Here is a 13,668-nt window from a genome sequence, read left to right as displayed (position 1 = left end):
CGGCATGGCCTGTGCCTGACAAACCAGATAACAGCCGCTAGGCTGGCCGCACTCGCGCCCGCCCATAGACATGGATATCGCCGATGCCGCACCTGCCTCGCCCCGCTCTGCTCGCCCTGTGCCTCTCGCTCGGCCTGTCGCCCCTATCGACGGCCTGGGCCGAAGCGGCCAAGCCCGCCGCCGAGGAGCAGCCGGCGCCGCGGCCGCAGCTCGGCGAGCGCAGCCAGGATGACGCCAGCGGCCTGGAGCGGCAGTTGCCGGAGCATGAACGGCAGCTGCTGCGGGCCGGCGAGGAGAGCTTCCTCGCCCTCTGGCTGCCGGCCAACACCGCGGAGGCGGAAGGCGTGGTGATCCTGATCCCCGGCGATGGCGAAAGCGCCGACTGGCCGGTGGCGATCGGCCCGCTGCGGCACAAGCTGCCCGACGCCGGCTGGCAAAGCCTCAGCGTGACCCTGCCCGACCCGCAGAGCACCGCCCCGGTGCCGCGCCCGGCCGAGTCGCCCGACAAGGCCAGCGCGGACACCGACGCCAGCGCCGCCGACAGCGCCCGCAAGCCGGAGGTCACGGGCAGCGCCGGCAACGCCACGCCGGCCCCGGAAAGCACCGGCGAAGCCGGCAGCGCCGAACCGGCCCAGGCCAGCCCGGAAGAAGCCGCGCCGACGCCGACCGACCCGGTGGCGCTGCGCAAGGCCCACGCCGAGCGCGTGCTGGCGCGCATCCAGGCGGCGGTCGAGCTGGCCGAGCAGCACCAGCCCAAGGCCATCGTCCTGCTGGGCCACGGCACCGGCGCCTACTGGGCGAGCCGCTACCTCGGCGAGCGCACGCCGGCCGACATCAGGAACCTGCTGCTGGTGGCCCCCGAGATGCCCCGCGATTTCCAGCCGTCGCTGGAGGACTCGGTACCGCTGCTCAACCTCGCCACCGGCGACTTCTATTACAGGGACAAGGCCGCCGACCGCGAAGCGGCGCAGCGGCGCCTGCAGGCCAGCAAGCGGCAGAAGTCGCCGAACTACGTGCAGATCGGCATGAACGCCCTGCCCGCCGACCTTTCGACCGAGCAGGAGCAGCTCTACCGGCGCATCCGCGGCTGGCTGTCGATGCACCTGGAGCCGGTCGGCCGGCCCGATTAACGAAAACCGCGGCGCTGCCGGACCAGCAGGTAGGCGGCCTGGATCTCGCGGGTCCTGGCGGTGGCGGCGGCAATGCGCTCGGGGCTGGCGCCCAGGCCTTCGAGCTTGTCCGGATGGTTCTGGCTGATCAGCTTGCGGTAGGCGCGCTTGATCTCCTCCGGTTCGCTGTCGGCCTTCACCCCCAGCAGGCGCAATGCCTGGGTATAGGACTCGCGCGGCGGCACAGGCGCCTTCGGCGGTTCCGCGCCCGCGGCCAGGGCCTGGATGCGCGCGCGGGAAAGACCGAGCCAGTCGCCCCACTGCAGGATCAGTTGCCTCTCCGCCGAACCCGGCGCGCCGGCCGCCCAGGCCATGCGCCAGCAGGCCTGCAGCAGACCTTCCGCGCTCGCCTCATGGCCGCGCCGCTGGCGCAGGCCGGCTTCCAGTAACGGGCCACCGCCCTTGCCGCGCCCGAAGGCCTCGATGGCCTGGCGGCGCGCGCTGTCGTCCAGCTGCAGACGCAGCATTTCCGCACGCGCCTGCTGGATGTGCGCGTCATGCACCCGCCCCCGGCTCTTGGCCAGGCGGCCGAGCAGGAGGAACAGCAGCTCGCGGTCATCGACCCGCGTGCCGCCGCGCAACTGCTCCAGCAGGCCGCGCCAGGAGCGCTCCTTCATGCGGCGGTCGAGCACCTGACCGAGCAGCGCGCCGAGCAGCGCCCCGGGAATGCTCGCCAGCGCCCAGCCGGCGACGAGGCCCAGCACTGTCCCCGGCCAGAACACCTCAGCCCTCCGCCAGTTGGCGTTCGACGTCGGCCAGGCGCTCATGGGTGCCGACGTCGACCCAGCGCCCGCGATGCCGCACGCCGCTCACGCGGCCGGCGTCCATCGCCCGGCGCAACAGCGGCGCGAGCTTGAAGGCGCCGGGCACGCAGCCGTCGAACAGCGCCGGATGCAGCACGGCGATGCCGCTGTAGGTCAGGCTCGGCTGGCCTTCGCGGTGGTCGCTCACGCGCCCTTCGTGCAGGCAGAAGTCACCCCGGCCGTGGTGGCCGGGATTGTCCACCAGCACCAGGTGCGCCAGGTCGCCCGCCGCCAGCGCGCCGTGCAGGCTCGCGTAATCGAAGTCGGTCCAGATGTCGCCGTTGGCGATGACGAAGGCTTCATCGCCCAGCAGCGGCAGCGCCTTGAAGATGCCGCCGCCGGTTTCCAGCGGCTCGCCTTCGGGCGAATAAAGGATGCTCACGTCGAAACGCTGGCCATCGCCCAGATAGTCCTCGATCTGCTGGCCGAGCCAGGCGTGGTTGATCACCAGTTGATCGAAGCCGGCCTGGCGCAGCGCCCGCAGCTGGTACTCGATCAGCGGCACGCCGCCGGCGCACACCAGCGGCTTGGGCGTATGCAGGGTCAGCGGGCGCAGGCGTTCGCCCTTGCCCGCGGCGAGAATCATGGCCTTCATGCGGGATGCGTCTCGTCTTCAGGCAGGCTCGCCAGCAGCGCGGCGAGGTCGCCCAGCTCGGGGCGGCGGGCGATGACGTTCTCCAGGTAGCGGAAGAAGCGTGGCACGTCGCCCAGGTAGCGCGGCTTGCCGTCGCGGTGGCAGATGCGGGCGAAGATGCCGATCACCTTGAGGTGGCGCTGCGCACCCATCAGGTCGCTGGCGCGCAGGAAGTCCTCGAAGCGCTCCGGCAGCGGGATGCCGGCAGCCTGCGCCTTGCGCCAGTAGCGCGACAGGCCGTCGTGGACGCGCGGCTCCGGCCAGCTGAGGAAGGCGTCCTTGTAGAGGCAGGTCACGTCATAGGTGACCGGGCCGAAAACGGCATCCTGGAAATCCAGCACGCCCGGGTTCGGCTCGCTGAACATCAGGTTGCGCGGCATGAAGTCACGGTGCACCAGCACGCGCGGCTGCTCCAGCGCGCTGCGCACCAGCAGGTCGCAGGTGCGCTGCCAGGCCGCCAGTTGCTCGCCCTCCAGGGTGACGCCCAGGTGGCGCTGCAGGTACCAGTCGGGGAACAGCTGCAGCTCGCGGCGCAGCAGGGCCTCGTCATAGGCCGGCAAGCGCCCGGCAACGTCCACCTGCTGGAAGGCCACCAGCGCGTCGAGCGCGGGCTCGAACAGCTCCTCGGCGTTCTGCGCGGTGAGCACGTCGAGGTAGGTCTGGCGGCCGAGATCGCTGAGCAGCAGGAAGCCCTGCTCGACATCCTCGGCCAGGATCTCCGGCACGTGCACGCCGGCCTCGGCCAGCAGGCCGGCGACCTTGACGAAGGGCCGGCAATCTTCCTGGGGCGGCGGCGCATCCATCACGATCAGGCTGCGGCCATCGCCCTGCCAGCGGAAATAGCGGCGGAAACTGGCGTCGCTGCTGGCCGGCGTCAGGCTCGCTGCGGGCACCGGGCCCCAGCCTTGGTTAGTGAACACTGCGGGCAAACTCAAGTCCAACCAGCCGATCATCTGCTGGTAACGGGCATCCTGTGACATCTTTATGGGTTCTCCACGGCCCTAGCCGTTGCGCGGGTCATGCTTTATTATCCAGCATCTTTTTGAGCCCATCGAGAGGCGTGCGGCCCGCTTTGGGCCGATGGCTCGCAGGAAGCCCGGATTAACAAGATGGCAGTGAATTTCCCCGTGTTCCGTAGAAAATTCCCCTTACTGGTGACCGGTGGCCTGCTGGCTATCCAGCCGCTCGCCTCTGTGACCGCGGCACCCGGTCAGCAGTTCGCCTGCCAACCCTCGGCCTCCGGCGCCTGGGATTGCGCCCCGCAGGACAGCACCAGCAGCGTTCCGCGCCCGCAGCACAGCGCCACGGCCGTGAGCGCAGGCACAGGCACCGGCACCGTTGCCGCAGGCGGCGCGCAGGCCGGTGGCGGCAGCACTGAAGAGCCCCAGCAACTGGTCACCGAGTCCCGCGGCCGCGGCCTGAAATCGCGCAGCGAAGACTTCAGCCACCTCGACTGGATTCCGCGCGAGAAGCTGACCGCCGCCCAACTGGCGGAGATCGGCCCGTACTGCAGCGGCGCCTACATCGAACCGGTGCGCCCGGGCATGAACGACAAGACGCCGAACGACGAGGCACCGACCTACGTCTCGGCCAAGGTGTCGCGCTACGAGCAGGAAAAGCAGATCGCCACCCTCGCCGGCAACGTGGTGCTGCGCCAGGGCAGCATGCAGGTGGAGGCCGACGAGGCCAACCTGCACCAGGCCGAGAACCGTGGCGAGCTGGTCGGCAACGTCAAGCTGCGTGACAACGGCGCGCTGATCGTCGGCGACCACGCCGAGCTACAACTGGACAACGGCGCGGCGAAGATCGAGAACGCCGAGTACGTCATGCATCAGGCCCAGGTGCGCGGCAGCGCGCTGTACGCCAAGCGCCAGGAAGACGCGATCATCCAGCTCAAGGACGGCACCTACACCCGCTGCGAACCCAGCAGCAACGCCTGGGTCGTCAAGGGCAACAACATCAAGCTGAACCCGGCCACCGGTTTCGGCACCGCGACCAACGCGACCCTGCGGGTGAAGGACATTCCGGTGTTCTACACCCCCTACATCTATTTCCCGATCGACGACCGCCGCCAGTCCGGCTTCCTGCCGCCGTCGTTCGCCAGCTCCACCGACACCGGCTTCACCCTGACCACGCCGTACTACTTCAACCTGGCACCGAACTACGACGCCACGTTGTACCCGCGCTACATGGTCAAGCGTGGCCTGCTGATGGAAGGCGAGTTCCGCTACCTGACCCACACCAGCGAAGGCCAGTTCAATGCGGCCTACCTGAACGACAAGAACGACGACCGCCAGGACTTCCCGCAGTACACCGACACCCGCTGGCTGTACGGCTGGAAAAACGTCAGCGGCCTGGATTCGCGCCTGCTGGCGCAGGTGGACTACACCCGCATCAGCGACCCGTACTACTTCCAGGACCTGGACACCTCGCTGGGCATCGGCACGCCGACCTATGTGAACCAACAAGGCTCGCTGACCTACCGTGGCGACAGCTACACCGCGCGTCTGAACGCCCAGGCCTACCAGCTGGCGACCGTGACCGACGTGACGCCGTACGACCGTCTGCCGCAGCTCACCCTGGACGGCAAGCTGCCGTTCAATCCGGGGGGACTGGACTTCAGCTACCGCACCGAAGCCGTACGCTTCGACCGCGACCTGGACGAAGGCCTGTACGTTCCCGACGAGAACGATCCGTCCTTCCAGGTACCGCGCCCGGATACCAATATCAAGGGCCTTGCGCGCGCTAACGGTGATCGCTTCCACGTCGAGCCGGGCATCAGCCTGCCGATGAACCGCAGCTGGGGCTTCATGACCCCGACCGTCAAGGCTCTCTATACCAAGTACGACCTGGACCTGGACAGCAAGGGCCAGTCGACCCTGCCGTCGTACATCAATTACGACAGCAGCCCAGACCGATCTCTGGGCCTGGCCAAGTTGGATTCCGGCCTGTACTTCGACCGCGACACCACCTTCGGCGGCAGCAAATTCCGCCAGACCCTGGAGCCGCGCGCGATGTACCTGTACGTCCCGTACGAGAATCAGGACAACCTGCCAACCTTCGACACCGGCGAATTCACCTTCAGCTACGACTCGCTGTGGCGTGAGAACCGCTTCACTGGTCGTGATCGTATCGGCGACGCCAACCAACTGTCCCTCGGTCTGGGCTCTCGCTTCATCGAGGATAACGGCTTCGAGCGTGCCTATATCGCCGCCGGCCAGATCTACTACTTCAGTGATCGCCGCGTACAACTGCCGGGCCTGACCGAAAACGACCTGCGCGCCAGTGGTGCAGAAAACCCGGACGCCGACACCTGGCGTTCGCCGTATGCCCTGACCGGCCGGTATCGCTTCGACCACGACTGGTACGTCAGCTCGGACTTCAACTGGAATGCGGACAGGAGCCATACCGACAACGGCAACCTGATGTTCCACTACCAGCCCGAATCCGATCCGCGCAAGGTGCTGAACGCCGGCTACCGCTACCGTGCGGACAGCAAGCGCTTCAACCCCAGCACCGGGCAGTTCGAGTACGGCAGCGACCAGTACAAGATCGAACAGCATGATTTCTCGTTCATGTGGCCGGTCCTGCCGCAATGGGCCGCCATCGGCCGCTGGCAGTTCGACTACAACCAGAGCCGCACGCTGGAAGCCTTCGGTGGTTTCGAGTACGACAGCTGCTGCTGGAAGCTGCGCCTGATCAATCGCTACTGGGTCGACTACGACGACGAGGATTATGTGACCTCGACGTCCAAGGCCGACCACGGTGTGTTCCTGCAAATCATCTTGAAAGGCCTTGGCGGCGTGGTTGGCAACCAGGTGGAAGGCTTCCTCGACCAAGGTATCCAGGGTTATCGTCAACGTGAAGACAATGCTATGTAAGGCCCTGCGCCCGCTGATGCTGGGCGCGCTGTTGGCAAGTTCCGTCGCTCATGCCGAAGTCGTCCCGCTGGACCGTGTGGTCGCCATCGTCGACAACGACGTGGTGATGCAGAGCCAGCTGGACCAGCGTCTGCGCGAAGTCCGCGCGACCATCCAGAAGCGCGGTGCGCCGCTGCCGCCGGAACATGTCCTGACCCAGCAGGTGCTCGAGCGCCTGATCATCGAGAACATCCAGCTGCAGATCGGCGACCGCTCCGGCATCCGCATCACCGATGAAGAGCTGAACCAGGCCATGGGCACCATCGCCCAGCGCAACAACATGAGCCTGGATCAGTTCCGCGCCGCCCTCGCCCACGACGGCCTGTCCTACGACGACGCCCGCGAGCAGGTGCGCCGCGAGATGGTCATCAGCCGCGTGCGCCAGCGCCGCGTGGCCGAGCGCACCCAGGTCAGCGAGCAGGAAGTGCAGAACTTCCTCGCCTCCGACATGGGCAAGATCCAGCTCTCCGAAGAGTACCGCCTGGCCAACATCCTGATCCCGGTACCCGATGGCGCCTCGCCGGAAACCGTGCAGGCCGCCGGCCGTCAGGTGACCGAGCTGTACCAGCAACTCAAGCAGGGCGCGGACTTCAGCCAGCTGGCGGTATCCCGCTCGGCGGGCGACAACGCCCTGGAAGGCGGCGAGATCGGCTGGCGCAAGGCCGCCCAGCTGCCCTCCCCGTTCGACAGCATGGTCGGCAGCCTGGCCGTGGGCGACGTGACCGAGCCGGTCCGCACCCCGGGCGGCTTCATCATCCTCAAGCTGGAAGAGAAGCGCGGCGGCAGCAAGATGCTGCGTGACGAAGTGCACGTGCGCCACATCCTGCTCAAGCCCAGCGAGATCCGCAGCGAGGAAGAGACCCAGCGTCTGGCCGAGAAGCTCTACGAGCGCATCCAGGCGGGCGAAAGCTTCAGCGAACTGGCGAAGAAGTACTCCGAAGACCCGGGCTCCAAGCTCAATGGCGGCGACCTCAACTGGGTCGATCCGGAGTCCCTGGTGCCGGAGTTCCGCGAGGTGATGAACAACGCCCCGCAGAACCAGGTCACCAAGCCGTTCCGCTCGCCGTTCGGCTGGCACGTCCTGGAAGTCCTCGGCCGCCGCGCCACCGACAGCAGCGACAAGTTCCGCGAACAGCAGGCTGCCCAGACCCTCCGCGCACGCAAGTACGACGAGGAACTGCAGGCCTGGCTGCGGCAGATCCGCGACGAAGCCTACGTCGAGATCAAGCAGTAACCGCTTGCGACGCTACGAGGAAACCCGGCCATGGCCGGGTTTCTTTTTGCCCGCGCAAAGCTTCGTCATAGAGAGGCTTCGTCGTAGAGTAGTCGCATCCGCTCCAACGCCCTGATTCGAGACCCCCTGATGAACACCTCCCGCCTCTTCGCCCTGACCCCCGGCGAGCCCGCCGGCATCGGCCCCGACCTCTGCCTGCTGCTGGCCCGCGAAGCCCAGCCCCATCCGCTGGTCGCCATCGCCAGCCGGCAATTGCTGGCCGAACGCGCCAAGCTGCTGGGGCTGGACATCGCCCTGCTGGAAGTCGGCCCCGGCCACTGGCCGAGCGCGCCGGCCGCTGCCGGCACTCTTTACGTCTGGGACACGCCGCTGGCCGCACCGGTCGAGCCGGGCAAGCTGGACAAGGCCAACGCCGCCTATGTGCTGGAAACCCTGACCCGCGCGGGCCAGGGCTGCATGGACGGCCACTTCGCCGGGATGATCACCGCCCCGGTGCACAAGGGCGTGATCAACGAAGCGGGCATCGCCTTCTCCGGCCACACCGAGTTCCTCGCCGACCTGACCGCCACCGCCCAGGTCGTCATGATGCTCGCCACCCGCGGGCTGCGCGTCGCGCTGGTGACCACCCACCTGCCGCTGCGGCAGATCGCCGACGCCATCACTTCCGCCCGCCTGGAGCGCGTCACCCGCATCCTCCACGCCGACCTGCGCGACAAGTTCGGCATCGCCAACCCACGCATCCTGGTCTGCGGCCTGAACCCCCACGCCGGCGAGGGTGGCCACCTCGGCCGCGAGGAAATCGACGTCATCGAGCCGACCCTGGAGCGCCTGCGCACCGAGGGCATGCAACTGATCGGCCCGCTGCCGGCCGACACCCTGTTCACCCCCAAGCACCTGGAACACTGCGACGCGGTGCTCGCCATGTACCACGACCAGGGCCTGCCGGTGCTCAAGTACAAGGGCTTCGGCGCGGCAGTGAACGTCACCCTGGGCCTGCCGATCATCCGCACCTCGGTGGACCACGGCACCGCGCTGGACCTCGCCGGCACCGGCCGGATCGACAGCGGCAGCCTGCAGGTCGCCCTGGAAACCGCCTATCAAATGGCGGCGGCCGCCGCCAGCCGGTAGCTGCAAGCAACAAGCGGCAAGCGGTGCCAACTGGTAGACTTTCGCCCTTTGATCACCGCTTAGGCTCTGGCTTGTCGCTTGCAGCTTGAAGCCTGGAGCTGCATTTATGTCCGAACTCTTCCAACACCGCGCCCGCAAACGCTTCGGCCAGAACTTCCTGCACGATGCCGGGGTGATTCACCGCATCCTGCGCTCCATCGCCCCCAAGGAAGGCCAGCACCTGCTGGAGATCGGCCCGGGCCAGGGCGCCCTGACCGAGGGCCTGGTGGACAGCGGCGCCAGGCTCGACGTGATCGAGCTGGACCTGGACCTGATCCCGCAGCTGAAGTGGCGCTTCGGCCTCAAGCCCAATTTCAGCCTGCACCAGGGCGACGCGCTGAAATTCGACTTCGCCAGCCTGGTCGGCGCCAGCGACGACAGGCTGCGGGTGGTCGGCAACCTGCCCTACAACATCTCCACGCCGCTGATCTTCCACCTGCTGGATCATGCCGGGATCATCCAGGACATGCACTTCATGCTGCAGAAGGAAGTGGTTGAGCGCCTGGCCGCCGAGCCGGGCAACGGCGACTGGGGCCGGCTGTCGATCATGGTGCAGTATTTCTGCCGGGTGGATTACCTGTTCACCGTCGGTCCGGGCGCCTTCAATCCGCCGCCGAAAGTCGAATCGGCGATCGTGCGCCTGGTGCCCTATAGCGAATTGCCCCATCCGGCCAAGGACCACCGCCTGCTCGAACGCATCGTCCGCGAGGCCTTCAACCAGCGCCGCAAGACCCTGCGCAACACCCTGCGCACGCTGATGAGCGTCGAGGACATCGAGGCCGCCGGCGTCGACCCGACCCTGCGCCCCGAACAGCTGGACGTGGCCGCCTTCGTGCGCCTGGCCAACCGCCTGGGCGAAACCGGCGCCGCAGCCGCGCAAGGACCCTCCGCATGAGCGATCCGCGCTACAACGTCAGCGTCAGCGTCACCACCCGCCACCTGCCGGAGCAATCCCAGCCGGAGCAGCAGCGCTACGTGTTCGCCTACACCGTGACCATCCACAACCAGGGCGAGCAGGCCGCCAAGCTGCTCACCCGCCACTGGGTCATCACCGACGGCAACGGCCAGGTGCAGGAAGTGCGCGGCGCCGGGGTGGTCGGCGAGAAACCGCTGATCGAGCCGGGCGCCAGCCATACCTACACCAGCGGCACCGTGCTGGCCACGCAAGTGGGCAGCATGCACGGCAGCTACCAGATGATCGCCGCCGATGGCCATCATTTCGAGGCCGAGATTCCGGTGTTCCGCCTGGCCGTGCCCGGGGCCCTGCACTGATGGCCACCTACGCCGTCGGCGACCTGCAGGGTTGCCTGGAACCGCTCAAGTGCCTGCTCGCACAGGTCCGCTTCGACCCCGCGCAGGACAAGCTGTGGCTGGTCGGCGACCTGGTCAACCGTGGCCCGGCCTCGCTGGAAACCCTGCGCTACCTCTATTCCATCCGCGAGTCGCTGGTCTGCGTGCTGGGCAACCACGACCTGCACCTGGTGGCGGTGGCCTACAACACCGAGCGCCTGAAAAAGAACGACACCCTGCGCGAGATCATCGACGCCCCGGACCGCGCCGAGCTCATCGAGTGGCTACGCCAGCAGCGGCTGGTCTACCACGACGCCGCGCGCGACATCACCCTGGTGCATGCCGGCATTCCACCGCAGTGGTCCATCGACAAGGCCCTGCAGCGCGCCGCCGAGGTCGAGGCCGTGCTGCGCGACGACGATCGCCTGCCGCTGTTCCTCGACGGCATGTACGGCAACGAACCGGCCAAGTGGGACAAGCGGCTGCACGGCATCGAGCGCCTGCGGGTGATCACCAACTACTTCACGCGCATGCGCTTCTGCACCCCCGACGGCAAGCTCGACCTGAAATCCAAGGAAGGCCTGGACACCGCGCCACCGGGCTACGCGCCCTGGTTCAGCTATGCCGAACGCAAGGCCGCCGGACGCAAGATCGTCTTCGGCCACTGGGCGGCACTGGAGGGCCAGTGCGACGTACCCGGCCTGTTCGCCCTGGACACCGGCTGCGTCTGGGGCGGCAGCATGACCCTGCTGAACCTCGACACCTTCGAGCGCATCCACTGCGACTGCGCCAAAGCACACCCCTGATTCCAGCGGGGCCAGGCGCCCCGCGCCTTGCGAGGTACCCCACATGAGCGACTTCAAGCGCATCGCCCCCGACCTGGCCCAGCAACTGCGCGAAGGCGGCGCCCAGGTCGTCGACATCCGCGACCCGCAGAGTTTCGCCACGGGCCACATCACCGGCTCGCGGCACGTCGACAACTATTCCGTGGCCGACTTCATCCGCGAAGCGGACATGGACGCGCCGCTGGTCGTGGTCTGCTACCACGGCAACTCCAGCCAGAGCGCGGCGGCCTATTTCGTCCAGCAGGGCTTCTCCGAGGTCTACAGCCTCGACGGCGGTTTCGAGCTGTGGCGCAGCGTCTATCCCGCGGATACCAGCGCGGGCGGCTCTGACTGAAAGCCCTTACGAAAGAGGCGGATTAGCCCCTTCAAAAAATCTGTAACTTCTCGCGCTTTCGCCCTTTACAGGTCAGAGAACGAACTATCCTTTCCCTCAGGCCATCCAAAACAGGGAGAGCCGGCACACCGGCTTCCGGGTAATCGGCAGTGACCATTTGGGGCGGATCAGGGCAGAGGCCAGGTTCCGTTGGAGTTCTGGGGGATTCTCGCCGGCATCACTGGCGGCCCGACCGCACCCGCACACGACCGAACCCGCGCCGGCTCCATGCATCGAGCGAGGAGACGTCATGAGCATTTTCAGTCACTTCCAGGAACGCTTCGAAGCGACCCGTCAAGAAGAGTACTCCCTGCAGGAGTACCTGGACCTCTGCAAGCAGGACAAGACCGCCTACGCCACCGCCGCCGAACGGTTACTGATGGCCATCGGTGAGCCCGAGCTACTCGACACGTCCGTCGATTCCCGCCTGTCGCGGATCTTCTCCAACAAGGTGATCCGCCGCTACCCGGCCTTCGCCGACTTCCACGGCATGGAAGAGTGCATCGACCAGATCGTTGCCTTCTTCCGCCACGCGGCCCAGGGCCTGGAAGAGAAGAAACAGATTCTTTACCTCCTCGGCCCGGTCGGCGGCGGCAAGTCCTCGCTGGCCGAGAAGCTCAAGCAGCTGATGGAGCACGTGCCCTTCTACGCCATCAAGGGCTCGCCGGTGTTCGAGTCGCCCCTTGGGCTGTTCAACCCGGACGAGGACGGCGCCATCCTCGAAGAGGACTACGGGATTCCCCGGCGCTACCTGCGCTCGGTGATGTCGCCCTGGGCGACCAAGCGCCTGAACGAGTACGGCGGCGACATCAGCCAGTTCCGTGTGGTCAAACTGCATCCCTCGATCCTCAACCAGATCGCCATCGCCAAGACCGAACCGGGCGACGAGAACAACCAGGACATCTCCGCGCTGGTCGGCAAGGTGGATATCCGCAAGCTGGAAGAATTCCCGCAGAACGACGCCGACGCCTACAGCTACTCGGGCGCGCTGTGCCGGGCCAACCAGGGCCTGATGGAATTCGTCGAGATGTTCAAGGCGCCGATCAAGGTCCTGCACCCCTTGCTCACCGCCACCCAGGAGGGCAACTACAACAGCACCGAGGGCCTCGGTTCGCTGCCCTACAGCGGCATCATCCTCGCCCACTCCAACGAGTCGGAGTGGCACAGCTTCCGCAACAACAAGAACAACGAGGCCTTCATCGACCGCATCTACATCGTCAAGGTGCCGTACTGCCTGCGCGTCACCGACGAGATCAAGATCTACGACAAGCTGCTGATCAACAGTTCGCTGGCGCACGCCCACTGCGCGCCGGACACCCTGAAGATGCTCTCGCAGTTCTCCGTGCTGTCGCGCCTGAAGGAGCCGGAAAACTCCAACATCTACTCGAAGATGCGCGTCTACGACGGGGAGAACCTCAAGGACACCGATCCCAAGGCCAAGTCCATCCAGGAATACCGCGACGCCGCGGGGGTCGACGAGGGCATGGCCGGGCTTTCCACCCGCTTCGCCTTCAAGATCCTGTCGAAGGTGTTCAACTTCGACCCGCATGAAGTCGCCGCCAACCCGGTCCATCTGCTCTATGTGCTGGAGCAGCAGATCGAGCAGGAACAGTTCCCGCCGGAAACCCGCGAGCGCTACCTGCGCTTCCTCAAGGAATACCTGGCGCCGCGCTACGTCGAATTCATCGGCAAGGAAATCCAGACCGCGTACCTGGAGTCCTACAGCGAATACGGCCAGAACATCTTCGACCGCTACGTGCTGTACGCCGACTTCTGGATCCAGGACCAGGAATACCGCGACCCGGAAACCGGCGAGATCCTCAACCGCGCCGCCCTCAACGAGGAACTGGAGAAGATCGAGAAACCGGCCGGCATCAGCAACCCGAAGGATTTCCGCAACGAGATCGTCAACTTCGTGCTGCGTGCCCGCGCCGGCAACAATGGCAAGAACCCCAGCTGGCTGTCGTACGAGAAGCTGCGCGTGGTGATCGAGAAGAAAATGTTCTCCAACACCGAGGACCTGCTGCCGGTCATCAGCTTCAACGCCAAGGCGAGCAAGGAGGATCAGCAGAAGCACAACGACTTCGTCAAACGCATGGTCGAGCGCGGCTACACCGAGAAGCAGGTACGCCTGCTGTCGGAATGGTATCTGCGGGTCCGTAAGTCGCAGTAGTCTGCCATCGGCGCGGTGGGATTCCCCGCCGCGCCGGTTGCCGTCGGGTCCGCGGCGGTT

General features: G+C 66.6%; 12 protein-coding genes. 9 read left to right on the top strand and 3 right to left on the bottom strand.

Annotated features, from left to right (window positions below; genetic code table 11):
• Positions 1-83: 83 nt before the first annotated feature.
• Positions 84-1,130: an alpha/beta hydrolase family protein gene (locus AC3B6A_RS02735; protein WP_488400819.1), complete on the top strand. Its 1,047-nt coding sequence runs from the start codon at positions 84-86 to the stop codon at positions 1,128-1,130.
• Here AC3B6A_RS02735 and AC3B6A_RS02730 read toward each other — a convergent pair.
• From AC3B6A_RS02730 to AC3B6A_RS02720, 3 genes are read right to left on the bottom strand one after another with little or no spacing between them, the layout of a single operon-like run.
• Entirely contained in the window at positions 1,127-1,891 is a 765-nt protein-coding gene (locus tag AC3B6A_RS02730) for a DnaJ domain-containing protein (RefSeq protein ID WP_488403488.1), read from the bottom strand. The two genes, AC3B6A_RS02735 and AC3B6A_RS02730, sit on opposite strands and share 4 nt — an antisense overlap.
• Before the next feature lies 1 nt (position 1,892).
• Positions 1,893-2,567, bottom strand: coding sequence for an N-acetylmuramate alpha-1-phosphate uridylyltransferase MurU (gene murU / locus AC3B6A_RS02725; protein WP_488400818.1), 675 nt, complete (start codon positions 2,565-2,567; stop codon positions 1,893-1,895).
• The gene (locus AC3B6A_RS02720) at positions 2,564-3,586 is read right to left on the bottom strand and encodes an aminoglycoside phosphotransferase family protein (RefSeq protein ID WP_488400817.1); all 1,023 of its coding nucleotides are present in this window, start codon (positions 3,584-3,586) and stop codon (positions 2,564-2,566) included. Before AC3B6A_RS02720 ends, murU begins: the two co-directional genes overlap by 4 nt.
• Before the next feature lie 129 nt (positions 3,587-3,715).
• Between AC3B6A_RS02720 and AC3B6A_RS02715 the strand changes: the two genes are divergently transcribed.
• The 8 genes from AC3B6A_RS02715 to AC3B6A_RS02680 all read left to right on the top strand — a co-directional run bounded on the left by AC3B6A_RS02715 (position 3,716) and on the right by AC3B6A_RS02680 (position 13,608).
• Positions 3,716-6,487, top strand: coding sequence for an LPS-assembly protein LptD (locus tag AC3B6A_RS02715; protein ID WP_488400816.1), 2,772 nt, complete (start codon positions 3,716-3,718; stop codon positions 6,485-6,487).
• Entirely contained in the window at positions 6,468-7,760 is a 1,293-nt protein-coding gene (locus AC3B6A_RS02710; protein ID WP_488400815.1) for a peptidylprolyl isomerase, read from the top strand. Before AC3B6A_RS02715 ends, AC3B6A_RS02710 begins: the two co-directional genes overlap by 20 nt.
• Before the next feature lie 129 nt (positions 7,761-7,889).
• The gene (gene pdxA / locus AC3B6A_RS02705) at positions 7,890-8,888 is read left to right on the top strand and encodes a 4-hydroxythreonine-4-phosphate dehydrogenase PdxA (RefSeq protein ID WP_488400814.1); all 999 of its coding nucleotides are present in this window, start codon (positions 7,890-7,892) and stop codon (positions 8,886-8,888) included.
• A gap of 106 nt (positions 8,889-8,994) precedes the next feature.
• Positions 8,995-9,822, top strand: a complete 828-nt coding sequence (rsmA, locus tag AC3B6A_RS02700; protein WP_488400813.1) for a 16S rRNA (adenine(1518)-N(6)/adenine(1519)-N(6))-dimethyltransferase RsmA — start codon at positions 8,995-8,997, stop codon at positions 9,820-9,822.
• Positions 9,819-10,199 (top strand): Co2+/Mg2+ efflux facilitator ApaG/CorD, encoded by a 381-nt coding sequence (gene apaG, locus AC3B6A_RS02695; RefSeq protein WP_488400812.1) that lies wholly within the window; start codon positions 9,819-9,821, stop codon positions 10,197-10,199. Before rsmA ends, apaG begins: the two co-directional genes overlap by 4 nt.
• Positions 10,199-11,023, top strand: a complete 825-nt coding sequence (locus tag AC3B6A_RS02690) for a symmetrical bis(5'-nucleosyl)-tetraphosphatase (protein WP_488400811.1) — start codon at positions 10,199-10,201, stop codon at positions 11,021-11,023. Before apaG ends, AC3B6A_RS02690 begins: the two co-directional genes overlap by 1 nt.
• A 43-nt stretch (positions 11,024-11,066) precedes the next feature.
• Positions 11,067-11,396: a thiosulfate sulfurtransferase GlpE gene (gene glpE, locus AC3B6A_RS02685; protein ID WP_488400810.1), complete on the top strand. Its 330-nt coding sequence runs from the start codon at positions 11,067-11,069 to the stop codon at positions 11,394-11,396.
• Positions 11,397-11,685: 289 nt separating this feature from the next.
• On the top strand, positions 11,686-13,608 hold the full coding sequence (locus tag AC3B6A_RS02680) for a PrkA family serine protein kinase (protein ID WP_488400809.1): 1,923 nt from the start codon (positions 11,686-11,688) through the stop codon (positions 13,606-13,608).
• The last annotated feature ends 60 nt before the right edge of the window (positions 13,609-13,668 follow it).

The sequence above is a fragment of the Pseudomonas sp. B12(2026) genome, from assembly GCF_057767015.1.
The sequence above is the reverse complement of the archived record's forward strand: the minus strand, read 5'-3'. Positions and strand labels throughout refer to the sequence as shown.

What these genes read in the sequence shown, in the direction of transcription:
- AC3B6A_RS02735 (WP_488400819.1), top strand. Translation starts at nt 84, where the DNA reads ATGCCGCACCTGCCTCGCCCCGCTCTGCTCGCCCTGTGCCTCTCGCTC.
- murU (WP_488400818.1), bottom strand. Translation starts at nt 2,567, where the DNA reads ATGAAGGCCATGATTCTCGCCGCGGGCAAGGGCGAACGCCTGCGCCCG.
- AC3B6A_RS02720 (WP_488400817.1), bottom strand. Translation starts at nt 3,586, where the DNA reads ATGTCACAGGATGCCCGTTACCAGCAGATGATCGGCTGGTTGGACTTG.
- AC3B6A_RS02715 (WP_488400816.1), top strand. Translation starts at nt 3,716, where the DNA reads ATGGCAGTGAATTTCCCCGTGTTCCGTAGAAAATTCCCCTTACTGGTG.
- pdxA (WP_488400814.1), top strand. Translation starts at nt 7,890, where the DNA reads ATGAACACCTCCCGCCTCTTCGCCCTGACCCCCGGCGAGCCCGCCGGC.
- rsmA (WP_488400813.1), top strand. Translation starts at nt 8,995, where the DNA reads ATGTCCGAACTCTTCCAACACCGCGCCCGCAAACGCTTCGGCCAGAAC.
- apaG (WP_488400812.1), top strand. Translation starts at nt 9,819, where the DNA reads ATGAGCGATCCGCGCTACAACGTCAGCGTCAGCGTCACCACCCGCCAC.
- AC3B6A_RS02690 (WP_488400811.1), top strand. Translation starts at nt 10,199, where the DNA reads ATGGCCACCTACGCCGTCGGCGACCTGCAGGGTTGCCTGGAACCGCTC.
- glpE (WP_488400810.1), top strand. Translation starts at nt 11,067, where the DNA reads ATGAGCGACTTCAAGCGCATCGCCCCCGACCTGGCCCAGCAACTGCGC.
- AC3B6A_RS02680 (WP_488400809.1), top strand. Translation starts at nt 11,686, where the DNA reads ATGAGCATTTTCAGTCACTTCCAGGAACGCTTCGAAGCGACCCGTCAA.